Here is a 26,038-nt window from a genome sequence, read left to right on the forward strand (position 1 = left end):
TTCCGCGGGGCCCGTTCCCTCGTTCCGGCGAAGCAGCGGGTCCGTCGGCCCCCTGGGCGGCCCGGGGCTGCGACCCTTCCTCCATGCCCCCCTTGGAACAGTCCGCCCCTCCGCTCGACACTCCGGTCGACGGGGTGCTCTCCCGTATGCGCACCCTGGACGCGGCCCTGCCGCCACGGGACGGAGTCGCCGTCTTCAACCGCGTCTACCTCGCCGTCACCGAGGAGGTCGACCGGCGCATCGACGCGGGCCGGTTCACCGATCCGCGAGCCGCGATCACCCTGGACGTGCGGTTCGCCGAGCGCTACCTGGCGGCGGTCGACGCCGCGAGCGCCGACCGGCGCCCGCCGGACTGCTGGCGCCCGCTGTTCCAGTTCCGCGGCCATCCCGGCGTACGGCCGTTGCAGTTCGCGCTGGCGGGCATCAACGCGCACATCGGCCACGACCTCGCGCTGGCCGTCGTGGACACCTGCCGCGGCCTCGGCTGCGAACCCGCCGACCTGGAGGACGAGTTCGACCGGGTGGGCGATCTTCTCGTGGCGCTGGAGGAACGCATCCGCGAGGAGCTGATGCCGGGCCCCGATCTGCTCCAGATCGCCGATCCCCTCACCCACCTCGTCGGCGCCTGGAGCCTCGAACGGGCCCGCGACGCCACCTGGTCCGCGGCCCGCGCCCTGTGGGCCCTGCGCCAACTCCCCGACGTCGCCGAGGCGTTCACCACCCGCCTGGACGCGGCGGTCGGCTTCGCCGGACGCATGCTGCTGACGCCCCTGCCGGACTGGTCCGCCCGGGTGGCGACGCCGACGTACTTCCGGGACCGGGCCTAGTCCTCGGGCAGCTCCACGGGCGCGATCTCGTCGTAGACGTCGCCCGGCCCCGGGTTGGACGGGTCCGTCGCGCCGCCGAAGTGGTGCATGACGCCCCAGACCGCGTTCAGCGCGGTCTGCACGGCGCCCTCGGCCCAGCCGGCCGTCCAGGAGATGTCGTCACCGGCGAGGAAGACGCCCCGCTTGTCCTCCGGCAGCCGGTCCTGCATGAAGTGGGTGAACAGGCGCCGCTGGTAGCGGTAGTGGCCGGGCAGGTTGGCCTTGAACGCGCCCATGAAGTAGGGCTCGTTCTCCCAGGAGACGGTCACCGGGTTGCCGATGATGTGCTTGCGGATGTCGACCTTCGGGTAGATCTCGCCGAGCGACTTCAGCATGACCTCCATCCGCTCGTTCGCGGACAGCGGCAGCCACTTCAGGCTGTCGTCGCACCAGGTGTACGACAGACAGATCACCGCGGGCCGGTCCGGGCCGTCGTCGAGGAGGTAGGTCCCGCGGGTCATCCGGTCGGTGAGGGTCATCGACATGACGTCACGGCCGGTCCGCTCGTCCTTGTCCAGCCAGAAAGGCCGGTCGACGGGCACGAAGAGCTTGCTGGACTCCATGTAGTGGGTGCGCTCGATCGCCGTCCAGTGGTCGATCGGGAAGAGCGAGTCGTCGCAGTCGATCTTCGACAGGAGCATCCAGGACTGGGCGGTGAAGATCGCCGCCTGGTACGTGCGGATGTCGCCGTTCGCGTCCGTCACGGTGATCCGGTTGCCGGCCGTGCGGTGCAGTCGGGTCACGGCCGGACGCGGCTCGCCGCCCTCGTGCAGCGACGCGAGCGAGGTGCCGTGGGCCCAGTGCACGATCTTCTCCGGCTCGCGCTCCCAGAGCCTGAGCGGCAGCTGCTGGGAGCCGCCGACGATGCCGCGGTGGTGGTCGTCGGCCTCGGTGTAGACGACGCGGAGGATCTCCAGGATGGAGTTCGGGAAGTCGGTGTCCCAGCCGCCCGTGCCGAAGCCGACCTGGCCGAAGATCTCGCGGTGGCGGAAGGATTTGAAGGCCTCGGAGTCGCAGAGGAAGCCGTAGAAGGTCTGGTTGTCGAGCTTCTCGACGAGCCTCGCCCAGATCTCCCGGATGCGTGGGACGTCCCGCTCGCGCATCGCGCGGTTCATGTCGGAGAAGTCGGCGCCTTCCTCCAGGCACCTGTTCCAGGCGTTCGCCACATCGCGGTAGACCTGCGGCAGGTCGTCGAGCGTCTCGGCGTAGTGGCTCTCGCCCTTGAGGTCGACGACGGTCGACGGGGTCGCCTCCGCGAGCGGGTTGGGGAACGGCCGGGTCTCCAGACCCACCAGGTCGATGTAGTGCTGGAGGGCGGTCGACGACGGCGGGAAGCGCATGGCTCCCATCTCGGCGGTGAGGGCCGGGTCGCACCCGTCGAAACCCACCGTCCGCAGCCGGCCGCCGATCCGGTCGGCCTCGTAGACGACCGGCTTGAGCCCCATCTTCATCAGCTCGTACGCGGCGACGATGCCGGACAGACCGCCGCCGATGACGGCGATCTCGGTGCCGTGCTCGGTCGCCGGTATCTGTCCGAGCCCCGCCGGGTGGGCGAGGAAGTCGTCGTACGCGTACGGGAAGTCCGGGCCGAACATGGTGATCGGCGGCTGCTGCTCGTCTGCGTGCTCGACGGCGTTGGGCACCGTGGACGTCATGGGGTACGGACTCCTTGCGCGGAAACTCTGAAGGTGAGGGGGAGGTCAGACGAGGGACCGGTACAGGCCGGGGCGGCGGTCCTTCAGATACGGGTTCGCCTCGCGGGAGGCGGCGAGGGCGACGGGGTCGGTGTCGGCGAGGACCAGTTCCTCGGCGCGGCCGGCCCGGGCGCGGGCCACTCCGTCGGGGCCGGCCAGGGTGGAGAGACCGACGAACTCGAACTCCCCTTCCTGACCGACCCGGTTGACGTACGCGACGTACATCTGGTTCTCGAAGGCGCGCACCGGGATCATCGACTCGGCGACGAACTGGAAGGGGTGCATCTGCGCCGTCGGGACGACGAGGAGGTCGGTGCCGGCGAGCGCGTGCGCGCGGACGTTCTCCGGGAACTCCACGTCGTAGCAGATCATCAGGCCGACGGTCATCCCGTTGAGCTCGGCCTGGACGACCGGCTGCTCGCCCGGAGTGAAGTGGTCTCGCTCGAAGCAGCCGAAGAGGTGTGTCTTGCGGTAGTTCGCGAGGCGGGTGCCGTCGGCGGAGACCAGCTGGGCGGAGTTGTACACGGTCGCGCCGTCCCGCTCGGGATACCCGTACGCGACCGCGATCCCGTACCGCCCGGCGATCTCCGCGACCGCGTCCGCGGACTCGCCGTCGGCGGGCTCCGCGAGGCGGGCGATGTCGTCGCCGATCGCGTACCCCGTGAGGAACATCTCCGGCGCGGCCAGCAGCCCGGCCCCCGCGGCGGCGGCCCGTGCCGCGGCCGCGTCGAGCACCTTGAGGTTCTCGGCGATCGAGCCGGGCCGGCCGGAGCTCTGGAGCAGGGCGGTACGCATGCGTGTTCCTCACCGGGCGAAAGGGGGGGTCGGGGGGCCACGTAGACGGTACGGTCGCCCGGCCGGGGCGGACAAGAAGGAGCCGTTGCGCGCCGGTGAGCGTTTCATTGCGCACCCGGCCGCCAAAACGGCGATTCGTTGCGCAGCCCGGCCGCGAGGGGCGGGTCGGGCGCCGACGACGCGCTACGCACACCGGCCGGCCGGGCAGACCCGCAGCGCCAATACGATGCGCACCCGGCCGCGACAGGGCGGGACACGCGCCGGCAACGCGCTACCCACACCGGCCGGCCGGGCAGACCCACAGCGCCAATACGATGCGCACCCGGCCGCGACAGGCGGGGCACGCGCCGGCAACGCGCCACCCCCACCGGGCCCGCGACGGCGACCGCGGGCCCATGCCGACCGAGACAGGCAGGACCCGCGCGACACCGACGCCCGCCCACACAGGCCGGGCCAGGCAGGACCCGCAGCGCCGATGGATGCGATGCGCACCCGGCCGCGACAGGCGGGACACGCGCCGACGACGCGCTACCCGCACCAGGCCCGCGACGGCGACCGCGGGCCCATGCCGACCGAGACAGGCAGGACCCGCGACACCGACGCGCCCACCACACCGGCCCGAGCACGCGCCATCCGCTACGCCGACGCGGCACCCACACCGGCCCCGGACCGGCAGCCGGGGCGCCGACGCGCTGCGCAGACCCGCCCCGGACGCCCGGAAGCGGTCACCGTCGCCATGCCGCGACCAGGCCGGCGGTCAGCACATAGGGCACCGCGAACAGCGCGAACGCGGCGCCGTGCGTGGTCGTCGACGCCAGCAGGCCGTAGCCGCCGTAGACCGCGATGGTGGCCAGCTCCGTGCCCACGCCCGCCGCCGAGGTGAGCGTGGCGCGGCCGGGGCCCTCGATGCTGTGCTGGAGGCGGGAGTCGGCGAGGACGGTGGCCAGTTGGAAACCGCCGTAGGCGAGGGCGATCGCGGCGAGGGCGAGAGGTGTCCCCGCCGCCCCGCCCGCGGCCAGGGCGACGGCCGAGCCCGCGAGGAGCGCGGCCAGTCCCGCTCTGCCCAGCCGCTCCGCGCCGCCGGCCAGCAGACCGCCGATCGTCGGCCCGAGCCAGACCAGCAGCAGCCACCACGGCACGGTGGCGTCGGCGACGCCGGTCTCGCGCACCAGCAGCGGCGTGTACTCGTCCAGCGCGCCCCAGACGGCGCTGACGGCGGGGACCAGCAGCAGCGCGTGGCGGACGGCCCGGTCACGACGGGCTTCGGTGAGGCTCGCACGGAGCATCGCGGTCCAGCCGGCGACACCGTCGGCGTCGGCTTCCGCGGCCACGACGGGGGCGCGGTGCTCGGGGAAACCGGCGGCGACCGCGGCGGTCAGCAGGCCGGCCAGCACGCTGGCCAGCCCCACCGCCGGGTACCCGCCGAAGTCGAACACCGGCCCCGCCAGCGCCATCGCCGCGACGACCCCGAGCAGCGCGGCCGCGTTGGCGCGGCCCATGATCCGCGCGTACCGGTCGGCCGCGCCGAGCCGGTCGAGTTCCTCGTACACCAGCGCCTCCAGCGCGCCGGAGCCGAGGGCGCCGCGCACACCCCACAGCACGAAGCCGGCCGCGAACGCCGGGTACGAGGGGACGATCACCCACAGGGCGAAGCCGGCGGAGCCGAGCAGCGGGCCGAGCCAGAGCAGCGTCCGCCGCGACACCGCGTCGGCCCAGGCGCCGGACGGGATCTCGAGGAGGACGCCGGTGAGCGACCACAGCACGAACAGCGAGGAGATCTGCCAGACCGACAGACCGGTGTCGCTGAACAGCAGCGCGTACACCGGGTAGAGCAGGACGAGGTCGTCCAGGAACGAGTAGCCGTACAGCGTGGCCGTGAGCCGCCGGACGCCGAGGGCGGGGACACGCGCAGGTGAGAGAGTCATGAGGCCTTCCCGCAGGGACAGTTCGGACACCGTGGGTACGGCGTCCGAGGCGGCCCTCGGGAGGCACGGCTGCTGGATCAATGTCGCCAGGTCATGACACCGATGCTAGACCCGGGCGGGCGGCCCCGTCCCGTCGTTTACGCGGGCGCCCCGGAGGAGAACCGTCGCAGCAGCGGCGACAGCACCAGCACGGACTTGGTCCGCTCCACGAACGGCTCCCCCGCGATCCGCTCCAGCACCCGCTCGAAGTGGCGCATGTCGGCGGCGAAGACCTGGGCGACGGCGTCCGCCTCCCCGGTGACGGTGGAGGCGGCGACGACTTCCTGGTAGCGCTCCAGGCCTCGCTGGATGGTCTCCGGGGAGGTGTTGCGCCGGCAGTAGATCTCGACGAACCCCTCGGTCTCCCAGCCGAGGGCCGCCGGGTCGACGCGGACGGTGAAGCCGGTGATGGCCCCGGTGGCCCGCAGCCGGTCCACGCGCCGTTTCACGGCGGGCGCGGACAGGCCGACCAGATGCCCGATGTCCGCGTAGGAGCGGCGGGCGTCCTCGGCGAGGGCGTGCACGATGCGTTCGTCGAGATCGTTCAGCACGGCGGTTGGTTCACTTCACTTCTGCTGCTGCTGAGGGTGCGAGTCGGGAGCGGCGGTAGCCGTACAGGAAGTAGAACACGAGCCCGACGGCCATCCAGACGCCGAAGACCACCCAGGTGACGGTGGACAGGCTGCCCATCATCCAGACGCAGAAGCCGAAGCCCAGCGCGGGCAGCACCGGCGACAGCGGGACCCGGAAGGTGCGCGGCATCTCCGGGCGATTCCGGCGCAGCACCACGACGGCCACGTTGACCAGCGCGAAGGCGAAGAGCGTGCCGATGCTGGTGGCGTCGGCGAGCTGACCGAGCGGGACGGCGGCGGCCAGGACACCGCAGAACAGGGACACGATCAGCGTGTTGGCGCGGGGCGCGCCGGTCTTCGGGTGGACGCGGGCGAACACCTTGGGCACGAGCCCGTCCCGGGACATCGCGAAGAGGATGCGCGTCTGCCCGTACAGCACGGTCAGCACGACGCTGGCGATGGCGACGACCGCGCAGAACGCCAGCAGCGTGCCCCAGAAGGTGTGGCCGGTGACCTCGCGCATGATCTGGGCGAGCGCGGCCTCGGAGCCGGTGAACTTCTCCCACGGCTTGGCGCCCACGGCCACGGCGGCGACGAGCACGTACAGCGCGGTCACGATGACGAGGGAGAGCATGATCGCGCGGGGCAGGTCGCGCTGCGCGTCGGTCGCCTCCTCACCGGCGGTGGAGGCGGCGTCGAAGCCGATGTACGAGAAGAACAGCGTTGCTCCGGCGGCGCTGACCCCGGCCATGCCGAGCGGCATGAAGTTCTCGTAGTTGCCGGAGCGGAAGCCCTGCACGCCGATGGCGCAGAACAGCACCAGCGCGGCGATCTTCACCACGACCATGACGGTGTTGGCGCGGGCGGACTCGCGGGCTCCGCCGAGCAGGAACGCCATGGCCAGCAGGACGACGATCAGCGCGGGCAGGTTGAACACGCCCCCGTCGCCGGGCGGGGCGGACAGCGCGGCCGGGATGGTCACGCCGATCGTCCCGTCGAGAAGTTCGTTGAGGTACTCGCCCCAGCCGACCGCCACGGCGGCCACCGACACGCCGTACTCCAGCACCAGACACCAGCCGCACACCCAGGCGACCAGCTCGCCCATCGTTGCGTATGCGTACGAGTACGAGGAGCCGGAGACGGGGATGGTGCCCGCCAGCTCGGCGTAGGACAGGGCGGAGAAGAGCGCCGTGAGTCCGGCGATCACGAAGGAGAGGGTGACGGCGGGGCCGGCCTTGGGCACGGCCTCGCCGAGGACGACGAAGATGCCCGTGCCGAGCGTCGCGCCGATGCTGATCATGGTGAGCTGCCACAGCCCGAGGGAGCGCCGCAGGGACCCTCCCTCACCTTGGCCGCCCTCGGCCACCAGGCGTTCCACGGGCTTGCGCCGCATGAGGCGCGCTAGCGGCCCCGGGGACGCGGGGGCGGTCCGAGTGCGCTGTCGCGGGGGTGCGCCTTGGTCGAGCACGCGCTGACTCCTTCGTCGCTGCCGATCGGGGCGGCGGGGACCTGAGGCACTCCCGAGCGGACGGGAACCCACCGAGCGGGGTCCCCGCCACGCCACGTACAGCGCATGACCCTACGAGGGAGAGCGTTGCCGTTGTAATGCAGCAACCTTGCGCATAGCCGCAAGATCGTTGCGTTCCTCGCGGGTGTCCGGGCATTCGTTGCGCGGGCACTCACCACCGTTGCGCGGGGCTGGAGCAGCGGCTCCGAGGGGCACGCGGTCCGGCGGCGGGACGGTGGACTGCGGGCACGCGGACGGCCCCCGCTGTCCCGGGGGCCGGGACGACGGGGGCCGTAGGCGGGGGCGTCGGGGCGTCAGCTCCAGCTGGCGTGCAACGGCTTGCCCTCGGCGTAGCCGGCCGCGCTCTGGACACCGACGACGGCCTTCTCGGCGAACTCCTCCAGGGAGGCCGCGCCGGCGTAGGTGCAGGAGGAGCGGACTCCGGCGATGATCGAGTCGATCAGGTCCTCGACGCCCGGGCGGGCCGGGTCGAGGAACATGCGGGAGGTGGAGATGCCCTCCTCGAACAGCGCCTTGCGGGCCCGGTCGTACGCCGACTCCTCCGCCGTGCGGTTGCGCACCGCCCGCGCGGAGGCCATGCCGAACGACTCCTTGTACAGGCGGCCGTTCGCGTCCTGATGGAGGTCGCCCGGCGACTCGTAGGTGCCCGCGAACCAGGAGCCGATCATCACGTTGGAGGCGCCGGCCGCCAGCGCCATGGCGACGTCGCGCGGGTGCCGGACGCCTCCGTCGGCCCACACGTGCTTGCCGTACTTCTTCGCCTCGGCCGCGCACTCCAGGACCGCCGAGAACTGCGGACGGCCCACGCCGGTCATCATGCGGGTGGTGCACATGGCGCCGGGGCCGACGCCGACCTTGATGATGTCGGCGCCCGCGTCGATCAGGTCCTTCACGCCGTCGGCGGAGACGATGTTGCCCGCGACGATCGGGACGTGCGGGTCGAGGTCGCGCACCAGCTTGATGGCGTTGATCATCGACTCCTGGTGGCCGTGCGCCGTGTCGATGACGAGGGTGTCGACGCCCGCGTCGAGCAGCAGCTTCGCCTTCTCCGCGAAGTCGCCGTTGATGCCGACGGCGGCGGCTATGCGCAGCCGGCCCCGGGCGTCGGTGGCCGGCGTGTACAGGGTGGCCCGCAGGGCGCCCTTGCGGGTGAGGATGCCGGCCAGCCTGCCGTCGGCGCCGACCGCGGGGGCGTAGCGGCGGTTGGCGGCGTCCAGGGTGTTGAAGGCCTCGCGCGGGTCGATGTCCGCGTCGAGCAGCAGCAGGTCCTTGGACATGACCTCGCTGAGCTGCGTGAACCGGTCGACGCCGGTGAGGTCCGCGTCGGTGACGACACCCACCGGCCGGTGGTCCTCGTCCACGACGACCCCGGCGTTGTGCGCGCGCTTGGGGAGCAGGGCCAGCGCGTCGGCGGCGGTCTGGTGCGGGGCGAGCACGATCGGGGTGTCCAGCACCAGGTGGCGGCTCTTCACCCAGGAGATGACGTCGGTGACGACGTCGATCGGGATGTCCTGCGGGATCACCACGAGTCCGCCGCGCCGGGCCATGGTCTCGGCCATGCGGCGGCCGGCGACGGCGGTCATGTTGGCCACGACCAGCGGGATGGTGGTGCCCGTGCCGTCCGGGGAGGTGAGGTCCACGCCCTGACGCGACCCGACTCCACTGCGGCTCGGCACCATGAAGACGTCGTCGTACGTCAGGTCGTACGCGGGCTGGATGTCGTTGAGGAAACGCACGTGCTGCACATCCCAGTCGATCAGAGGTGGCCCCCGGGCAGGTCAGCCACAGGGGGAAGAGCACGTACTTCATTGTCCCATGGGGTCCGGTATGCGATGCCCGGTCGGATCGTCCAGCTTGTCGGCGGCACCCTTAGGAGGATCCTCCGAGAGCGAGCACCACGGAGAGCAAGGGCACCTGGTCCACCGCCGAGGAGAACACCTCCTGGGCGATCTCCCACTCCTCCGGCCGCTCCTTGGCGTACGGCCGCCAGTTGCGGACGACGACGAGCAGCCCGCCGCCCTCGGGCATGGCCCGCAGGTCGGTGAGGCTGTCGGCGAGGGCGTCCCAGTTGCGGCCGAACCAGTCGGGCAGTTCCAGGTCCCGGACGCAGCGGTCCATCAGACTCGCCTTGTCCTTGACCCCGTCGAGGTCCAGCGTGAGTACCTGGTCCGTCATGCTGCGCACCGCCCTGTACGAGTCGTGGTTCCGGCTTCCGGGGACGGCCGGACGGCCGCCCCCTTGCGGCCTTCCGTCAGGCGCCGTCCGGGTCCGTCCGGTTGAGCGCCGGCTTCGGCGTGGGCCCCGCCGTCATCAGGTAGTCCGCCGCGGACGTGTCCGTCACCAGGCTGGTGACGAGCCCGGACCGCAGCACCGCGTCGATCGCGGCCGCCTTGCGCTGCCCGCCCGCGATCGCGACGACCTCGGGAACCCGGCGGAGCTGGTCGGCCTTGACCGTGATGCACCGCTCGCCGAGGTCGCGCCCCACCCGGCGGCCGTCGGCGTCGAAGAGGTGCGCGGACATCTCGGCGGCGACCCCGAGCGAGGCGTAGTGCGCCCGCTCGTCGTCGCTGAGCATGTCGTGCACCGTGGAGATGCCCGGCTCCCAGGAGCCGATGGAGACGCAGGCGACCGTGACCTTGTCGAAGTACTCGAAGGCCCGGGCGATCCCGGTCTGGTGGCGCAGCGCGGCCGCGGTGGCCGCGTCCGGCAGCAGCATCGGCGCGTAGATGGGGTGCGCGTCGCCGCCGGACACCTGGGCGGCACGGCGGACGGCCTCGACCGAGCCGCGCTCGGCGGTCCCGGCGTCGTACACGCCGGTCAGCTGCACCACCGTGCACGGCGGCAGCCGGTCCAGCGCCGCCGCCATGTTGATCGTGGAGCGGCCCCAGGCCAGGCCCAGGACGTCCCCCTCGTTGACCAGCTCGCCGAGCAGGTCGGCGGCCACTTCCCCCAGGTTCTCCGGATCGGGCGACTCCTCGACATCGGCCGGGGACTCGACCACGACGGCGTGCCTGAGGCCGTAGCGGGCGCGGAGCGCGTCGGAGCGCTCGGCGTCCAGCTCGGCCGGCACGCGGATCTCGATGCGTACGAGATCCCGTTCGAGAGCGGTCTCCAGGACCCGCGCCACCTTGAAGCGGCTGACGCCGAACTCCTCAGCGATCTGGATCTTGGATTTGCCCTCGAGGTAGAAGCGGCGGGCCATGGCCGCCGCCTGCACCAGCTCAGCGGGTCCCATCCGCATGGCTGACCGGCCCGCCGACATACCCGACACGGCGATCTCCTCACTGCTCTTCACACTCTGGATTCGCCGTTCATCCTTGCAGATCCGGCGTACTTGATCAGCCCTGATGGGCGCCGTTCACGTTCCCTTGGCTCAGTGGTCGCATGCCCAGGAGGCCCTGGCGGTCGCCGCCTCCGCCTGGGCGCGCAGCGAGCGGACCGCCTCGGCCGGGTCCTCGGCCCCGTACACCGCCGAACCGGCCACGAAGACGTCGGCGCCCGCGTCGGCGCACCGCTCGATGGTGGAGGCCGAGACTCCGCCGTCGACCTGGAGCCACAGCTGGAGGCCGTGCTTGCTGATCAACTCGCGGGTGCGGCGGATCTTGGGGAGCATGATGTCGAGGAAGGCCTGGCCTCCGAAGCCCGGTTCGACGGTCATGACCAGCAGCATGTCGAGTTCGGGCAGCAGGTCCTCGTACGGCTCGATCGGCGTCGCGGGCTTGAGCGCCATGGAGGCCCGGGCGCCCTTCGCCCGGATCTCGCGGGCGAGTCGCACGGGCGCGGCGGCCGCCTCGACATGGAACGTGACGGACGAGGCACCCGCCTCGACGTACTGCGGGGCCCAGCGGTCGGGGGCCTCGATCATCAGATGGCAGTCCAGCGGAGTGTCCGTCGCACGGGCCAGAGACTCTACGACCGGCACACCGAGCGTGAGGTTCGGGACGAAATGGTTGTCCATGACGTCGACATGGAGCCAGTCGGCTCCCGCGACCGCCTGGGCCTCGTCCGCGAGGCGGGCGAAGTCGGCGGACAGGATGCTGGGATTGATCTGCGCGGCCATGACCCAAGCCTGCCATGCCCTGGAGGGGTCGGCGGCATCGGTCCCGGGTGGATGCCGTCGCGGAGGCCGGCATGACGGCGGGTCGTGGGATCGGGCACCTCGTCTGCGGGCGGCGGGCCAAGTGGCTGGTGCTGGCGCTGTGGCTGGTGGTGCTTTTCCTGATGGCACCGTTCGCCCAGAAGCTCATGGACGCCCAGGACAACGACGCGACCTCCTGGCTGCCGGGATCCGCGGAGTCGACGCAGGTCCTGGAGATCTCGCGGGACTTCCGGCCGGAGCAGATCCCCGCGGTGGTGATCTACGCCCGTGACGACGGGCTGACCGCGCGGGACCGGGCGCAGATCGCCGAGGACGTCGGCCGGCTGGAGCGGCTGACCGACCACGGCGTGCGCGGTGCGGAGACCCGGGGCCCGGCGTACGACCGGCCGGCCGATTCGCGGGCCGCCCAGGTCTATGTGCCGATCACGATGGACGAGCAGGGCTGGGACCGGATCGCCCCGGCGGTCGACTCGATCCGGGACGTGGTCGGCGAGGGCGGCGCGGGCCTCGCCGTGCACATCACCGGCCCCGGCGGCACCTCCGCTGACTTCGCCGAGGCCTTCGAGGGCATCGACTCGACGCTGCTGCTGTCGGCGATGGCGGTCGTCGTCGTCATGCTGCTGCTCACCTACCGCAGTCCGACGCTGCTGCTGGTCCCGGTGCTCGCGGTGATCGCCGCGCTGTTCACGGCGCAGGCCCTGATCTACTTCCTGGCGGAACACGGGGGCCTGACCGTCAACGGCCAGAGCGCCGGCATCCTCACGGTGCTCGTCTTCGGCGCGGGGACGGACTACGCCCTACTGCTGGTGGCCCGCTACCGGGAGGAGCTGCGCCGCCACGAGGACCGGCACGAGGCGATGGCCCTGGCCCTGCACCGGGCGGGCCCGGCGGTGCTGGCCTCGGGCGCCACGGTCGTACTGAGCATGCTGGTGCTGCTGGCGGCGGAGATGAACTCCACCCGTGGCCTCGGTCCGGTCGCCGCGATCGGTGTCGCGGTGGCGCTGCTGGCGATGATGACCCTGTTCCCGGCGCTGCTGGTGATCTTCGGCCGCTGGATCTTCTGGCCGGTGATCCCGCGCTTCGGCACGGCCGACCCGACCGAGCGCGGCGTCTGGGCCCGCATGGGACGCCGGATCGCGCGGGGCCCACGGGCGGTCTGGGTGGCGACCGCGCTGGCGCTGACGGTCTGCTCGCTGGGCCTGATCCAGTTGCGCGCCGAGGGCATCTCCAACGCGGACGCCTTCACCGGGAAACCGGACTCGATCACCGGTCAGGAGGTGTCCGAGCGGTACTTCCCGGCGGGCAGCGGCAGTCCGCTCGTCGTCGTCAGCGATCGGGCGCAGGCCGAGCAGGTGGCCCGTACGGTCGCCGGCACGCCGGGCGTCGTGCCGGAGTCGCTGGGCCTGCCACCGGGCACGAAACCCGTCTTCGAGGGCAAGGTCCTGTTCGAGGCCACCCTGACCGACCCGGCCGACAGTGAGGCGGCGAAACAGACCGTGGAGCGGGTCCGGGACGCCGTCCACGCGGTGCCGGACGCCGACGCCCAGGTGGGCGGCGGTACGGCGGGCGTGGTGGACATGGACGAGGCGATCACTCACGACAATGTGCTGATCATCCCACTGGTGCTGGTCGTGGTCCTGCTGATCCTATGCGTCCTGCTGCGCGCCCTGCTCGCCCCGCTGCTGCTGATCGGCACGGTGATCCTGTCGTTCACGGCGGCCCTCGGCATCAGCGCGCTCGCCTTCCGCCACCTGTTCGACTACGCGGGCGAGTCGACCGACTTCCCACTGTTCGTCTTCGTCTTCCTGGTGGCTCTGGGCATCGACTACAACATCTTCCTGACCACCCGCATCCGTGAGGAGGCCGCCCGCCAGGGCAGCCGCCCAGGTGTGGTCACGGGCCTCGCCGCCACCGGCGCGGTCATCACCTCGGCGGGCCTGGTCCTGGCCGGCACCTTCGCCGCCCTCGGCACGCTCCCGATGGTCGCCTTCGCCGAGATCGGCTTCGCGGTCGCCCTCGGCGTCTTCCTGGACACCTTCGTCGTACGGTCGGTGCTGGTCACGGCGCTGTTCCTGGACGTCGGCCCGAAGGTGTGGTGGCCGCACCGGCTGGCCCGCAGGGACGGCGGGATCGCGCCCCGCGAGAGACAGCCGCAGGTCAGCCGTTCCTCCGAATGACGGCCAGGTACATGGCGTCGGTCCCGTGCAGATGCGGCCACAGCTGCACGTCGGGGCCCTCCCCGAGGGCCGGCACCCCCGGCAGCAGGGGCCGGGCGTCGAGGAGTTCGGCCTCCGGGTGCTGCTTGAGCACGTCGGCGACGACGGCCCGGGTCTCGGCCAGATGCGGCGAGCAGGTGGCGTACCCGACGACGCCTCCGACCCGCACGGCCTCCAGCGCGGTCCGCAGCAGCCCGCGCTGCAACGGCGCGAATCCCTCCAGGTCTTCCGGCCTGCGTCGCCAGCGCGCCTCGGGCCGCCGCCGCAGGGCGCCGAGCCCGGTGCACGGCACGTCCATCAGCACCCGGTCGAAGGACCCGGGCCGCCACGGGGGGCGGGTGCCGTCGGCGGCGATGACCTGGTAGGGCCCGGGGTTGCCGACCAGGGCCTTGGCGACCAGTCCCGCCCGGTGCGGCTGCTTCTCGGAGGCGAGCAGCACGGCGCCCCGCTGGGCCGCGACGGCCGCCAGCAGCGCGGCCTTCCCGCCGGGCCCGGCGCACCCGTCGAGCCACCGCTCGTCGGGCCCGTCCAGGGGCGCGTTGGCGAGCGCGAGCGCCACCAGCTGGCTGCCCTCGTCCTGCACACCCGCGCGCCCCTCGCGCACGGCGTCGACGGCCCCCGGCTCACCGCCCTCGGTGAGCCGCACGGCGTACGGCGACCAGCGCCCGGGTACGGCGGCCTCCTCGCGCAGCAGTTCGTCGGTCGTGGCCCGCCCCGGCCGGGCGACGAGGGTCACCTCGGGCCGCTCGTTGTCCGCCTCCAGCAGCTTCTCGATGCCGGCCCGTCCGCCGCCGAGGGAGTCCCACAGCGCGGAGACGACCCACCGGGGATGGGAGTGGACGACGGCGAGGTGGTCCTCGGGATCGTCGTCGTAGGGCGGCGCGACCCGCTCGGTCCAGGCGTCGAGGTCGTGCTGGGCGACCTTGCGCAGCACGGCGTTGACGAACTTGGCCCGTCCGTCACCGAGCACCACCCGGGCCAGTTCCACGGAGGCCGACACCGCGGCATGGGTCGGGATCCGCGTCCCGAGCAGCTGATGTGCGCCGAGGCTGAGCACGTCGAGCACGGGCGGGTCGACCTCCCGCAGCGGCCGGTCGACGCACGCGGCGATGATCGCGTCGTACGTGCCCTGCCCCCGCAGGGTCCCGTAGACCAGCTCGGTGGCCAGGGCGGCGTCCCGCGCGTCGAAGTCCCCGCTCTGGCGCGCCTTGCGCAGCAGCGGCGGCAGCACCAGGTTCGCGTACGCGTCCCGCTCGTCCACGGCCCGCAGCGCCTCGAAGGCGAGGACGCGGACCGGGTCCTTCTGGGGCCGACGGTGGGGCTTGCCGGTGGGGCGGGGACGGCGGGGCTGGTCACTCACGAAAAAGGTGCTCCGGATACAGAAGAAAGCTGAGAACAGGCTGGGGAAGGCCGGCCGGGGAGCCCGGCGGGGCAGCCGGCCGGAGAAGACGCCCCCAGCGTACGTCGGGCGGGCCGGGGGCCGCGCGGGAGCGTCCGTCGGGCAGGCGGTTGTTGTGGGCGTCCGTCGGGCGGGCGTCGCGCGGGGCGTGCGTCAGGCGGGCAGTTGCTCGGGGCGTACGTCGGGCAGGTGCCGCGCGGGGCGTACGTCAGGCGGCAGTCGCCGCGCGGGAGCTTGGGCAGTTGCCGCGCGGGAGCGTACGTCGGGCAGGGGCCGCGCCGGAGTGTCACGCCCCGACGCGCTCCCCGTCCGCGATGCGCACCCCGCGCGCCCAGTCCGCCGCCCGCATCGGCTTCTTGCCCTGCGCCTGTACCCACAGCAGCTCGACGGCGTACGACCCGGTGCCGACGTGCACGCTGTTCTTGCCGACGGCGAGGGTGCCGGGGGCGAGGTCGTCCCGCCCCGGCACCGGCTGCACCTGGATCAGCTTCAGCCGCTCGCCCCGGAAGGTGGTCCAGGCACCGGGGGCGGGCGTGCACCCGCGCACCACCCGGTCGACGCGCAGCGCGGGAGTGGCCCAGTCGACCCGGGCGTCCTCGACGGTGATCTTCGGGGCGAGGGTGACGCCGTCGGCCGGCTGCGGTACGGCTTTCAGCGAGCCGTCCTCGATGCCGTCCATGGTCGCGGCGAGCAGCCCGGCCCCCGCGAAGGCGAGCCGGGTCAGCAGGTCCCCGCTGGTGTCGGTGGGCCGGATCTCCTCGGTCACCGTCCCGTAGACGGGACCGGAGTCGAGCCCCTCCTCGATGAGGAAGGTGGAGGCCCCGGTGATCTGGTCCCCCGCCATGATCGCGTGCTGCACGGGCGCGGCCCCCCGCCAGGCGGGCAGCAGCGAGAAGTGCAGATTGACCCAGCCCTGGGCCGGGACGTCCAGCGCCACCTTGGGCAGCAGGGCCCCGTAGGCGACGACGGGGCAGCAGTCCGGGGCGATCTCCTTCAGCCGCTCCAGGAACTCCGGCTCGCGCGGGCGGGCGGGCTTGAGCACCTCGATCCCGGCCTCCTCGGCCCGCTGGGCCACGGGAGACGCGACCAGCCTGCGGCCCCGCCCGGCCGGCGCGTCGGGCCGCGTGACGACGGCGGCCACCTCGTGCCGCCCGGAGGTGATCAGGGCGTCCAGCGCGGGGACGGCGACCTCGGGGGTACCGGCGAAGACGAGCTTCATGAACGGACACGGGCCTCTCGGACGGGACGGACGACGGGCAACGCACAAGTCTATGACCTCGGATGAGGACCTCGGAGAAGGACCTCGGATGAGGACCACGGAAGAGGACCACGGAAGAGGACCACGGATGAGGACCACGAAGGGCGACGGCCCAGGACCGGGCCGCGCGCACCCCACCGAGGGGGCGTGGGCATATGCCCATACGCCCCCACACCGTGACCCTCGGAGCCAACCCGCGTTGGTCAAGAACGAGTTGACTCCCTTCTCTGCAACGCCGGTTCGAGAGGCTTGTTCATGGCCGACCATGCAACCCACGACGCCCAGGCCCGGGCCAGCCTGCACTTGCTGGTGCGGGACATCGAGCGGGTCCGCCGGCAGGTGGACGCACTGCGCACCCTCACCGCCCAGTTGGGCAACGTCTACCGTCCGCGCCGCTCCGGCCCGTCCACGGGCTTCGTCGTCTACGGACGCGCCCCCGCCCCCACGGTCCGCCTCGCGCAGGAGCTGCGGGACAGCGTCGAGACCCTGGTCACGGCGGCGGTGGACTTCGACCGCTCGCTCGGTTTCTCGTGGGACGCGGTGGGCTCCGCACTCGGCGTCACCAAGCAGGCGGTGCACCGCCGTTACGGCGCCCGCCGGGCCGCCGCCCAGACGGCCGCGCAGACCGAGCGGGCGGCGGAGCCCTCCGGCACCCGTACCGTCAACGTCGGCACCGGCATCCCGGCCGTCCCGACGGTGCCCGCCGCCCGGTCCATGCCGACCCAGCCGACGGCGGGCAGCCCGTCCCTGCGCGACGAGGCCCGGCCGACGGCGTTCCCCGGCCCGCGCAACGCCGGCTGACCCGACCCGGCCGGTCGCCCACACCCCCCACCCGCCCTCTCGGCACGCCCCGAGAGGGCAGCCGCACAAGGGGCGGCCGTACAAGAGGCCAGCCATACAGAGGGCCACCGCGCAACAGCCCCGCCGTACAGAGGGCCGCCGCGCAAGAGGCCCGCCCTCATGTCTCAGGACGGCGTCGCTCAGCCGATGTCCGGCGGATCGATCCGCACCCACACGGCCGACGTCGCTCCCGGCCCCGAGGTCCCGCCGCCCCGGGCCATCCGCGCGGCCTGCGCGGCCTTCAGCGCGGAGGCCAGCGCGGCCCCGCTGCCCGGCGGCACCCGGATCAGCGCCCGTTCCCACTGCTCGCCGGGCGGCGGCATCCCCGGCCGGCGAGGCCGCCCGGCCGGGGTGACCGGCACGGGCACGGGTCCCAGCACCTCGGCCTCCCGAGGCAGCTCCACGGCCCTCAGGAACGCGGCCACCGCCTCCCCCGGCCCGGTCACCGCCGCCATCCGCGACACCGGCGGGAAGCCCAGCTCGGCCCGTTCGGCGAGTTCCCGCACGGCATGCCCGACGGGGTCCCACCGCACCAGCGCCTGCACCGGCCGCAGGGTCGGCTCGGCGACGACGACCACGGTCCCGCCGTCCCCCTGCGGCCGCACCAGCGCGGCGGCCGCGATCCACCGCCGCAGCGCGTCCTCCCCGGCCCGCAGATCGGGCCGGGCGAGCATCGCCCAGCCGTCCAGGAGCAGGGCCGCCGCGTACCCGCCCTCGGCGACGGGCTCGGCCCCGGGTGTGCTCACCACCAGCGCGGGCGTCCCCGGCACGGTGTCCAGTACCTGCTCACGGCCGGACGTGCGCACCGGCACGGCCGGGAAGGCCCGTCCCAGTTCCTCCGCGGTCCGCCGGGCCCCCACGACCTGCGCCCGCAGCCGGAAGGAACCGCACTCCGGGCAGTGCCAGGCGCCCTCCTCGCGCCCGCACCAGCCGCACGCCGTCGCGCCGCCGTCCCGCGCCTCCAACGGCCCGGAGCAGTGCCGGCACCGGGCCGGCGCACGGCACTGGGCGCACGCCATCCGCGGCACGTACCCCCGCCGGGGCACCTGCACCAGCACGGGCCCGTGCCGCAGGCCCTCGCGGACCGTCTGCCAGGCGAGGGTGGGCAGCCGGGCGGCCCGGGCGGCCTCGTCCCGGGCGAGGTCCTGGTCCCCCACGGTCCGCACCAGCGGAGCCGTACGCCGCACCTCCTCGCGCGCCGCGACCAGCGGCCGCGCCCACCCGCTCTCGACGAGCTGAGCGCCTTCGACGGTGCAGCTCCAACCCCCCATCAGGAAGCCGCACTTGTCCTGCGCGGCCCGCAGCAACAACACGTCCCGAGCATGCGGCTGCGGGGCGTGCGGCTCGCTGTGGCTGTCGTCCCCGTCGTCCCAGACGGCGACCAGCCCCAGATCGCGCACCGGCGCGAACATCGCGGCCCGCGTCCCCACGACGGCCCGCACGGACCCCCGGCGCACGGCCAGCCACTCGCGGTACCGCTTCTCGGGCCCGGCGTCGGCGGTGAGCAGCGCGTGCCGGCCCTCCCCCAGCACCGCGGTCAGCGCCGCGTCGACCCGCGCGGCGGCCCGCCCGTCCGGGACGACGACCAGGGCGCCGCGCCCGGAGGCGAGCGTGGCTGCGACGGCACGCGCCAGCTCCTCGCTCCACCGGGGGCCGGGCAGCGCGTTCCACACGGCACGCGGCGAGCCTCCCGAGGCCAGCGACTCCAGAAACGCGCCGCCGTGCTCGTAACGCGCCCAGGGCCCGGCGGCCGGGGCCCGGGGCGGCGGGAGCGGCGCGGGCGAGGGCCGCTGCTCGGCGCGGGCGCTGCGGGGCGGCACGGCCAGTTGCAGCACGTCCGCCAGGCTCCCGGCGTACCGGTCGGCGACCGCCCGGGCCAGGCCGAGCAGTTCCTCGCTGAGGACCCGCTCGGGGGACACGATCTGAGCCAGCGCCGCGAGCGGCCCGGAGTAGTCGGACTCGGCGAGCCGCTCGACGAGGAACCCGTCGATGAGCCCCCCGCCCTCGCGCCGCCCCTCGCGCACCCGCCCGCGGCCGGCCCCGAACCGCACCCGCACCCGCACGCCCGGCTGCGCCTCGGCGTCCAGCTCGGCCGGTACCGCGTAGTCGAAGTACCGGTCGAGATGCAGCACACCTTTGTCGACCAGCACCCGCGCGACCGGCAGCTCCTCGGCGAGCGCGGCCCCCCGCCAGGTCCTGGGCTTCGCCCGTGGGGCCTTGGCCTTGCGCACGCTCTCCCGAATCAGCGCGAGCTGCTCCGGCGGCGCCCCGTCCCCGGCCGCGCCACCGACGCCCCCCTGCCCGTTCTCGCTGCTCACGCTTGCATTCTTACCAAACGCCACTGACAAAGGGCGGCGCCGGAACGGCCCCGCCACACAGGCCGCACAGCACCGCCCAGCCACACCGGCCGCACAGCACCGGTCCCGCAACACCCGCCGCACAGCACCGAGGCCCGGCGCCCCGAAAGGGACACCGGGCCTCGCGGACCGGGTGCGGGAACTACAGCCCCGCCGCCTGCCGCAGCGCCTCCACGCGGTCCGTGCGCTCCCACGTGAAGTCGGGCAGCTCACGGCCGAAGTGACCGTACGCGGCGGTCTGGGCGTAGATGGGGCGGAGCAGGTCGAGGTCGCGGATGATCGCGGCCGGACGCAGGTCGAAGACCTCGTCGATCGCCTTCTCGATCTTCTCCGGCTCGATCTTGTGGGTACCGAAGGTCTCCACGAACAGACCCACCGGCTCGGCCTTGCCGATCGCGTACGCCACCTGGACCTCGCAGCGCGCGGCCAGCCCGGCGGCGACCACGTTCTTGGCGACCCAGCGCATCGCGTAGGCGGCGGAGCGGTCCACCTTGGACGGGTCCTTGCCCGAGAAGGCACCGCCGCCGTGACGGGCGAAGCCGCCGTACGTGTCGATGATGATCTTGCGGCCGGTGAGGCCGGCGTCGCCCATCGGGCCGCCGATCTCGAAGCGGCCGGTCGGGTTGACCAGCAGGCGGTAGTTCTCGGTGTCGAGCTTGATGCCGTCGTCCAGCAGCGCCTTCAGCTCCGGCTCCACGACGAACTCGCGGATGTCGGGGGCGAGCAGGGAGTCCAGGTCGATGTCCGAGGCGTGCTGCGAGGAGACGACGACGGTGTCGAGGCGGACCGCCTTGTCGCCGTCGTACTCGATGGTGACCTGGGTCTTGCCGTCGGGGCGCAGGTAGGGGATGGTGCCGTTCTTGCGGACGTCCGACAGGCGCTTGGACAGGCGGTGCGCCAGGAAGATCGGCAGCGGCATCAGCGTCGGCGTCTCGTCGGAGGCGTAGCCGAACATCAGACCCTGGTCACCCGCGCCCTGGCGGTCCAGCTCATCGTCGTCGCCCTCGACCCGGGACTCGTACGCCGTGTCCACACCCTGCGCGATGTCCGGGGACTGTGCGCCGATCGACACCGACACTCCGCAGGAGGCGCCGTCGAAGCCCTTCTTGGAGGAGTCGTAGCCGATCTCCAGGATCTTGTCCCGGACGAGCTGCGGGATCGGCGCGTACGCCTTGGTCGTGACCTCACCGGCCACGTGCACCAGACCGGTCGTGATCAGGGTCTCGACGGCGACCCGGGAGGTCGGGTCCTCGCGGAGCAACGCGTCGAGAATGGTGTCGCTGATCTGGTCAGCGATCTTGTCGGGGTGACCCTCGGTCACGGACTCCGAGGTGAACAGGCGACGGGACACAACGCTCCCTGGGGTTGCAGCGGCTGCTGGCTGATCATTGACGGACGCGCCGGGAGCTGCGCCCGGAGTCGTCCGAGAACAGTTTATCGGTCGCGCTCGACCACCGGCCCATCTGTCTCGCCTCTCGGGAGCGCTGTGACCTGCGGCACAGGCATTCTGCCGAATGCCGAGCGCCATTGGCCAGGGGCGCCACGCCCCGATCGAGCGAGGTTCGAGGGAACGGCGAAGCGCATCAAACATTCAGTCCAGTCGTCGCGTCACCAGGTCCCACACGGTTTCGGCCAGGGCTTCCTTGGGGCCGTGGGGGACGGGGGTCTCGCTGCCGTCGGCGCCCAGGACGACCGCTTCGTTCTCCTCCGAGCCGAAGGTCTTGCGCTCCCCCACCTCGTTCACCACCAGCAGGTCGCAGCCCTTGCGCTCCAGCTTCGCCCGGCCGTTGGCCAGCACGTCGTCGGTCTCGGCGGCGAAGCCGACGACGACCTGACCGGGGCGTGCGCGATCAGCGGAAATCTCCGCGAGGATGTCCGGATTTCGCACGAGGACGATGGGCTCCGGATCCTGACCGTCCTTTTTCTTTATCTTCCCGGCCGCGTAGGCCGAAGGGCGGAAATCGGCGACGGCGGCCGCCATGACGACGGCGTCGGCGTCCGCGGCCGCCTTCAGGACCGCCTCGCGCAGCTGGACGGCCGTACCCACCTGGACGACGTCGACGCCGGCCGGGTCGGGCAGTGCGGTGTTGGCCGCCACCAGGGTGACGCGGGCGCCCCGGGCGGCGGCGGTGCGGGCGAGGGCGTAGCCCTGCTTGCCGGAGGAGCGGTTGCCGAGGAAGCGGACGGGGTCGAGGGGCTCACGGGTGCCGCCTGCGCTGACGACGACATGCCGCCCGGCGAGGTCGGGCTCGCGCACCCCCCTGGCCAGGACGCGGCGGCAGACCTCGAAGATCTCCGCCGGGTCCGGCAGCCGGCCCTTGCCGGTGTCGACGCCGGTGAGGCGGCCGACGGCCGGCTCGACGACGACGGCACCGCGGCGGCGCAGCGTCGCCACGTTCTCCTGGGTGGCCGGGTGCTCCCACATCTCGGTGTGCATCGCGGGCGCGAACACCACCGGGCAGCGGGCGGTGAGCAGGGTGTTGGTCAGCAGGTCGTCGGCGAGGCCGTGGGCCGCCTTGGCGAGGATGTCCGCGGTGGCGGGGGCGACGACCACCAGGTCGGCGTGCTGGCCGATACGGACGTGGGGGACCTCGTGGACGTCGTCCCAGACCTCCGTGGAGACCGGGTTGCCGGAGAGGGCGGACCAGGTCGCGGCGCCCACGAAGTGCAGGGCGGAGGCGGTGGGCACCACCCGTACGTCGTGGCCGGACTCCGTCAGTCTGCGCAGCAGCTCACACGCCTTGTACGCGGCGATGCCGCCGCTGACCCCCAGAACGACCTTCGGCTTGTCCACCGTCTCTCCCCGGACCTCGGCTCCTGTACGCCCTGGGCGGGGCGTACCTCCCCATCACACACCACAGGCCCGGCAGTCGCGCTGCCGGGCCTGTGGAAAAACCAACTGCGAGCCGAAAATATTACTGGGCCGGGCCCTCGATGGCCTCGGACGTCAGCAGTCCGGCGTTGATCTCGCGAAGGGCGATCGAGAGCGGCTTCTCGTGGACGTGGGTGTCCACGAGCGGACCGACGTACTCGAGGAGGCCCTCGCCGAGCTGCGAGTAGTACGCGTTGATCTGGCGGGCCCGCTTGGCCGCGTAGATCACGAGGCTGTACTTCGAGTCGGTGGCCTCGAGGAGCTCGTCGATCGGCGGGGTGATGATGCCCTCGGGCGCGGAGATGGAAGAGGACACGCTCTACCTTCCGATGGGTGGGAAAAGATCGGCCGTGATCACATCACCTGTGATCACACAACATCCATCAAGGCTAGCAGCTCGCGCGCCACGTCCTCGACGGAGGTGTTGACCAGGGTCTCGTCGAACTCCGGCTCGGCCGCGAGTTCGATCTTCGCCGCGTCCAGGCGGCGGGCGATCACCTCGGGCGGCTCGGTGCCGCGTCCGGTGAGTCTGCGCACCAGCTCCTCCCAGGAGGGCGGAGCCAGGAACACCAGCTGGGCCTCCGGCATGGACTCGCGGACCTGCCGCGCGCCCTGGAGGTCGATCTCCAGGAGCACGGGCTCGCCCGCCTCCAGGCGCTCCAGCACGGCGGCTCGGGGAGTGCCGTAGCGGTTGCCGGCGAACTCCGCCCACTCCAGCAGCTCGCCGTTGGCGATCAGCTTGTCCATCTCGTCGTCGGTGACGAAGAAGTAGTGGACTCCGTGCTGCTCGCCGGGGCGGGGCTTGCGGGTCGTCGCCGACACCGAGAGCCAGACCTCGGGGTGTTCCTTGCGCATATGGGCGACGACCGTGCTCTTGCCGACCCCGGAGGGGCCGGAGAGCACGGTCAGCCGCGGACGTTCACTCATGCAGCGATTATTCCAGCTATCCCGCAGTGCCCGGGACGGTCGGCCCGGAGCACCTCGGACTCACTTGGCGGTGTCGCCGAACTCACGCTCCAGAGAGGCGATCTGGTTGGAACCGAGACCCCGCACGCGGCGGCTCTCGGAGATGCCGAGCCGCTCCATGATCTGCTTGGCGCGGACCTTGCCCACGCCCGGCAGGGACTCGAGCAGGGCGGAGACCTTCATCTTGCCGATGACGTCGTTTTCCTGACCCTGCTTGATGACCTCGTGGAGGGAGGCGCCGGAGTGCTTGAGTCGATTCTTGACCTCGGCCCGCTCCCGGCGAGCCGCGGCGGCCTTTTCGAGCGCGGCTGCGCGCTGTTCGGGGGTAAGGGGCGGAAGAGCCACGCCTACGTCACCTCGGATGTCGAACTGTCGGATACGGACCGGTGAGGAACCTAGTCGCCCCACACCTGAGGAGCCACGAGCAACACGCTTGCCCGTTCACTCTCCGTCGGAGACTAGCGGCCAACTCCGCCAGAGTCAGCGAGAACAGAGGAAAAGTCCTGGTCAGCCTCCGTCAGGCCGGACATTGAGGACATAATGCCCCGGATTTGAGGATGTATCCAGGCTCAAGTCGGCCGCGGGCCGTCCGCCGGAGCCCCCGGTCGGACGGCCGGCTGGCTCTCAGGCGGCCGCGACGGCGGCCCTGACCTCGTCCGCGAACCGCTGTGCGGCGTCACGCAGAGCGACCACGTCGGGACCGTGGCGCAACACTCCCCGGCTCACGTTCGGCACGACGTTGCCCACGGCGGACCCGAAGACCCGGGGCAGATCCGCCGCGGTCGCCCCCTGGGCGCCGACGCCGGGCGCGAGGAGCGGCCCGTTGATGCCGAGGTCGTAGGTCGACAGGTCGCCGAGCGTCGCACCGACGACCGCCCCGAAGGAGCCCAGCGGCTCCTCCCCCGCGTTCTCGGCGGCCAGGTGCGCCAGCATCGTCGCGCCCACGTCGCGCCCCGCGTGGTCCTCGACGCGGACCGCGTGCTGCACCTCGCGGCCCTCCGGGTTGGAGGTCAGCGCCAGCACGAACAGCCCGGCGCCGCTCTCCCGCGCCAGCGCCACCGCCGGCGAGAGCGACCCGTAGCCGAGGTACGGCGAGACGGTCAGCGCGTCCGAGAACAGCGGGGCGTCCGGGTGGAGGAAGGACTCGGCGTACGCGGCCATGGTCGAGCCGATGTCGCCGCGCTTGGCGTCCATCACGACCAGGGCCCCGGCCTCCCGCGCCTCCCGCACGCACGTCTCCAGGACGGCGATCCCGCGCGAGCCGAAACGCTCGAAGAAGGCGCTCTGCGGCTTCAGGACGGCCACCCGCCCGGCCACCGCCTCGACGACCGTCCGGCTGAACCGCTCCACACCGGCGACGTCGTCGTTCAGTCCCCACTCCACGAGCAGGGAGGCGTGCGGGTCGATGCCGACGCACAGCGGGCCGCGCTCGTCCATGGCACGGCGCAGGCGGGCGCCGAAGGGCTCCTGGGTCATGCCGTCTCCCTGACGTCGGCGCCGACCGCGTCGGCGAGGGTGGCGTACGGGCTGGTGCGCAGGCGTGCGGCGAGGCCCTTGTGGATGGCGCGGCCCCAGAAGGGCCCCTCGTAGACGAAGGCGCTGTAGCCCTGGACGAGCGTGGCGCCGGCCAGGATGCGCTGCCAGGCGTCCTCCGCGGTCTCCACGCCGCCCACGCCCACCAGGGTGACGCGGTCGCCCACGCGCGCGTAGAGGCGGCGCAGGACCTCCAGGGAGCGGGCCTTCAGCGGCGCGCCGGAGAGGCCGCCGGTCTCCTTCACCAGCGCGGGCTTCGAGGTCAGACCGAGTCCCTCGCGCGCGATGGTCGTGTTGGTGGCGATGATGCCGTCCAGACCGAGCTCCACGGCCAGGTCGGCGACGGCGTCGACGTCCTCGTCGGCCAGGTCCGGGGCGATCTTCACCAGCAGCGGGACGCGCCGCGTGGTGACCGTGCGGTCGGCGGCGTCACGGACGGCGGTCAGCAGCGGCCGCAGGGCCTCCGTGGCCTGGAGATCGCGCAGCCCCGGTGTGTTCGGCGAGGAGACGTTCACGACCAGGTAGTCGGCGTACGGCGCGAGGCGCTCGGTCGACTTCACGTAGTCGAGGACGGCCGTCTCCTCCGGGACCACCTTGGTCTTGCCGATGTTCACACCGACGACGGTTTTGAACACGGGCTCGCGGGAGGCCAGGCGCGCGGCGACCGCCAGCGACCCGTCGTTGTTGAAGCCCATCCGGTTGATCAGCGCCCGGTCCCCGACCAGGCGGAACAGCCGCTTCTTAGGGTTGCCGGGCTGCGGCTCCCCGGTGACCGTGCCGATCTCGACGTGGTCGAAGCCCAGCATCGACATCCCGTCGATGGCGACCGCGTTCTTGTCGAAGCCGGCGGCGAGCCCGAAGGGGCCGTGCATGCGCAGCCCGAAGGCCTCGGTCCGCAGTTCCTTGTAGCGAGGAGCGAGGGCGGCCGCGAGGAAGGTGCGCAGCACGGGGATGCGGACGGCGAGGCGGATCCAGCGGAAGGCGAGGTGGTGGGCCTTCTCGGGGTCCATCCGTTGGAAAACCAGACGGAAGAAGATTTTGTACATGTCCCAGGTCTTCTCATGAAGAGGGGGACACCG

General features: G+C 72.6%; 22 protein-coding genes. 3 read left to right on the top strand and 19 right to left on the bottom strand.

What is annotated here, in order from left to right; translation table 11 throughout:
* Positions 1 to 83 precede the first annotated feature (83 nt).
* Complete coding sequence (locus tag ALMP_RS33900; protein WP_264935427.1) at positions 84 to 827, top strand: DUF5995 family protein; 744 nt, start codon at positions 84 to 86, stop codon at positions 825 to 827.
* Here ALMP_RS33900 and ALMP_RS33905 read toward each other — a convergent pair.
* From ALMP_RS33905 to rpe, 9 genes are all read right to left on the bottom strand, one after another.
* On the bottom strand, positions 824 to 2,521 hold the full coding sequence (locus ALMP_RS33905; protein ID WP_264935429.1) for an NAD(P)/FAD-dependent oxidoreductase: 1,698 nt from the start codon (positions 2,519 to 2,521) through the stop codon (positions 824 to 826). The genes ALMP_RS33900 and ALMP_RS33905 overlap by 4 nt on opposite strands.
* Before the next feature lie 45 nt (positions 2,522 to 2,566).
* The gene (locus ALMP_RS33910) at positions 2,567 to 3,355 is read right to left on the bottom strand and encodes a carbon-nitrogen hydrolase family protein (RefSeq protein ID WP_264935431.1); all 789 of its coding nucleotides are present in this window, start codon (positions 3,353 to 3,355) and stop codon (positions 2,567 to 2,569) included.
* A gap of 725 nt (positions 3,356 to 4,080) precedes the next feature.
* Positions 4,081 to 5,280, bottom strand: a complete 1,200-nt coding sequence (locus tag ALMP_RS33915) for an MFS transporter (RefSeq protein ID WP_264935433.1) — start codon at positions 5,278 to 5,280, stop codon at positions 4,081 to 4,083.
* A gap of 137 nt (positions 5,281 to 5,417) precedes the next feature.
* Positions 5,418 to 5,870 carry an Lrp/AsnC family transcriptional regulator gene (locus ALMP_RS33920; RefSeq protein ID WP_264935435.1) on the bottom strand — a complete coding sequence of 151 codons (453 nt, stop codon included), beginning with the start codon at positions 5,868 to 5,870 and terminating at the stop codon, positions 5,418 to 5,420.
* 10 nt (positions 5,871 to 5,880) lie between these two features.
* A complete protein-coding gene (locus ALMP_RS33925; RefSeq protein ID WP_264935436.1) occupies positions 5,881 to 7,359 on the bottom strand; it encodes an amino acid permease in 1,479 nt (492 codons plus the stop codon).
* Between the two features lie 353 nt (positions 7,360 to 7,712).
* Positions 7,713 to 9,155, bottom strand: a complete 1,443-nt coding sequence (locus ALMP_RS33930) for a GuaB1 family IMP dehydrogenase-related protein (protein WP_264935676.1) — start codon at positions 9,153 to 9,155, stop codon at positions 7,713 to 7,715.
* A 133-nt stretch (positions 9,156 to 9,288) separates the two neighbouring features.
* Entirely contained in the window at positions 9,289 to 9,594 is a 306-nt protein-coding gene (locus ALMP_RS33935) for a barstar family protein (protein ID WP_264935439.1), read from the bottom strand.
* A gap of 76 nt (positions 9,595 to 9,670) precedes the next feature.
* A complete protein-coding gene (locus ALMP_RS33940; RefSeq protein ID WP_264935442.1) occupies positions 9,671 to 10,714 on the bottom strand; it encodes a sugar-binding transcriptional regulator in 1,044 nt (347 codons plus the stop codon).
* Between the two features lie 78 nt (positions 10,715 to 10,792).
* Entirely contained in the window at positions 10,793 to 11,479 is a 687-nt protein-coding gene (gene rpe / locus ALMP_RS33945; RefSeq protein WP_264935444.1) for a ribulose-phosphate 3-epimerase, read from the bottom strand.
* Positions 11,480 to 11,550: 71 nt separating this feature from the next.
* Here rpe and ALMP_RS33950 point away from each other — a divergent pair, with 71 nt between their 5' ends.
* Positions 11,551 to 13,695, top strand: coding sequence for an MMPL family transporter (locus ALMP_RS33950; protein ID WP_264935446.1), 2,145 nt, complete (start codon positions 11,551 to 11,553; stop codon positions 13,693 to 13,695).
* On the opposite strand, the gene ALMP_RS33955 is transcribed toward ALMP_RS33950, so the two are convergent.
* Both ALMP_RS33955 and fmt read right to left on the bottom strand, forming a co-directional pair.
* Positions 13,676 to 15,094 carry an RsmB/NOP family class I SAM-dependent RNA methyltransferase gene (locus tag ALMP_RS33955; protein ID WP_264935448.1) on the bottom strand — a complete coding sequence of 473 codons (1,419 nt, stop codon included), beginning with the start codon at positions 15,092 to 15,094 and terminating at the stop codon, positions 13,676 to 13,678. The two genes, ALMP_RS33950 and ALMP_RS33955, sit on opposite strands and share 20 nt — an antisense overlap.
* A gap of 325 nt (positions 15,095 to 15,419) precedes the next feature.
* Positions 15,420 to 16,352: a methionyl-tRNA formyltransferase gene (fmt, locus tag ALMP_RS33960; protein WP_264935450.1), complete on the bottom strand. Its 933-nt coding sequence runs from the start codon at positions 16,350 to 16,352 to the stop codon at positions 15,420 to 15,422.
* A 294-nt stretch (positions 16,353 to 16,646) separates the two neighbouring features.
* On the opposite strand from fmt, the gene ALMP_RS33965 reads away from it, so the two are divergent.
* Positions 16,647 to 17,192, top strand: a complete 546-nt coding sequence (locus tag ALMP_RS33965) for a hypothetical protein (RefSeq protein ID WP_264935452.1) — start codon at positions 16,647 to 16,649, stop codon at positions 17,190 to 17,192.
* Positions 17,193 to 17,371: 179 nt separating this feature from the next.
* Here ALMP_RS33965 and ALMP_RS33970 read toward each other — a convergent pair whose 3' ends face one another.
* From ALMP_RS33970 to ALMP_RS34005, 8 genes are all read right to left on the bottom strand, one after another.
* Positions 17,372 to 19,549: a primosomal protein N' gene (locus ALMP_RS33970; RefSeq protein WP_264935454.1), complete on the bottom strand. Its 2,178-nt coding sequence runs from the start codon at positions 19,547 to 19,549 to the stop codon at positions 17,372 to 17,374.
* Between the two features lie 181 nt (positions 19,550 to 19,730).
* Positions 19,731 to 20,939, bottom strand: a complete 1,209-nt coding sequence (gene metK, locus ALMP_RS33975; RefSeq protein ID WP_264935455.1) for a methionine adenosyltransferase — start codon at positions 20,937 to 20,939, stop codon at positions 19,731 to 19,733.
* A 240-nt stretch (positions 20,940 to 21,179) separates the two neighbouring features.
* Positions 21,180 to 22,382, bottom strand: coding sequence for a bifunctional phosphopantothenoylcysteine decarboxylase/phosphopantothenate--cysteine ligase CoaBC (coaBC, locus tag ALMP_RS33980; RefSeq protein ID WP_264935456.1), 1,203 nt, complete (start codon positions 22,380 to 22,382; stop codon positions 21,180 to 21,182).
* A 121-nt stretch (positions 22,383 to 22,503) separates the two neighbouring features.
* Positions 22,504 to 22,776 carry a DNA-directed RNA polymerase subunit omega gene (rpoZ, locus tag ALMP_RS33985; protein WP_264935458.1) on the bottom strand — a complete coding sequence of 91 codons (273 nt, stop codon included), beginning with the start codon at positions 22,774 to 22,776 and terminating at the stop codon, positions 22,504 to 22,506.
* 53 nt (positions 22,777 to 22,829) lie between these two features.
* Complete coding sequence (gene gmk, locus ALMP_RS33990; RefSeq protein WP_264935460.1) at positions 22,830 to 23,387, bottom strand: guanylate kinase; 558 nt, start codon at positions 23,385 to 23,387, stop codon at positions 22,830 to 22,832.
* A 60-nt stretch (positions 23,388 to 23,447) separates the two neighbouring features.
* Positions 23,448 to 23,771, bottom strand: coding sequence for an integration host factor (locus ALMP_RS33995; RefSeq protein ID WP_189936491.1), 324 nt, complete (start codon positions 23,769 to 23,771; stop codon positions 23,448 to 23,450).
* A 279-nt stretch (positions 23,772 to 24,050) separates the two neighbouring features.
* Positions 24,051 to 24,902 carry an orotidine-5'-phosphate decarboxylase gene (gene pyrF, locus ALMP_RS34000; protein ID WP_264935465.1) on the bottom strand — a complete coding sequence of 284 codons (852 nt, stop codon included), beginning with the start codon at positions 24,900 to 24,902 and terminating at the stop codon, positions 24,051 to 24,053.
* Positions 24,899 to 26,005: a quinone-dependent dihydroorotate dehydrogenase gene (locus ALMP_RS34005; protein ID WP_264935467.1), complete on the bottom strand. Its 1,107-nt coding sequence runs from the start codon at positions 26,003 to 26,005 to the stop codon at positions 24,899 to 24,901. Before ALMP_RS34005 ends, pyrF begins: the two co-directional genes overlap by 4 nt.
* Positions 26,006 to 26,038 lie beyond the last annotated feature (33 nt).

Source organism: Streptomyces sp. A012304 (assembly GCF_026008495.1).
GTDB lineage: Bacteria > Actinomycetota > Actinomycetes > Streptomycetales > Streptomycetaceae > Streptomyces.

Bases quoted from the DNA above. Each gene is read 5' to 3' on its own strand.
- pyrF (WP_264935465.1), bottom strand. From the start codon at position 24,902: ATGACCCAGGAGCCCTTCGGCGCCCGCCTGCGCCGTGCCATGGACGAG.
- ALMP_RS33950 (WP_264935446.1), top strand. From the start codon at position 11,551: ATGACGGCGGGTCGTGGGATCGGGCACCTCGTCTGCGGGCGGCGGGCC.
- ALMP_RS33935 (WP_264935439.1), bottom strand. From the start codon at position 9,594: ATGACGGACCAGGTACTCACGCTGGACCTCGACGGGGTCAAGGACAAG.
- ALMP_RS33900 (WP_264935427.1), top strand. From the start codon at position 84: ATGCCCCCCTTGGAACAGTCCGCCCCTCCGCTCGACACTCCGGTCGAC.
- ALMP_RS33905 (WP_264935429.1), bottom strand. From the start codon at position 2,521: ATGACGTCCACGGTGCCCAACGCCGTCGAGCACGCAGACGAGCAGCAG.
- ALMP_RS33910 (WP_264935431.1), bottom strand. From the start codon at position 3,355: ATGCGTACCGCCCTGCTCCAGAGCTCCGGCCGGCCCGGCTCGATCGCC.
- gmk (WP_264935460.1), bottom strand. From the start codon at position 23,387: ATGAGTGAACGTCCGCGGCTGACCGTGCTCTCCGGCCCCTCCGGGGTC.
- ALMP_RS34005 (WP_264935467.1), bottom strand. From the start codon at position 26,005: ATGTACAAAATCTTCTTCCGTCTGGTTTTCCAACGGATGGACCCCGAG.
- rpe (WP_264935444.1), bottom strand. From the start codon at position 11,479: ATGGCCGCGCAGATCAATCCCAGCATCCTGTCCGCCGACTTCGCCCGC.
- ALMP_RS33915 (WP_264935433.1), bottom strand. From the start codon at position 5,280: ATGACTCTCTCACCTGCGCGTGTCCCCGCCCTCGGCGTCCGGCGGCTC.
- ALMP_RS33965 (WP_264935452.1), top strand. From the start codon at position 16,647: ATGGCCGACCATGCAACCCACGACGCCCAGGCCCGGGCCAGCCTGCAC.
- fmt (WP_264935450.1), bottom strand. From the start codon at position 16,352: ATGAAGCTCGTCTTCGCCGGTACCCCCGAGGTCGCCGTCCCCGCGCTG.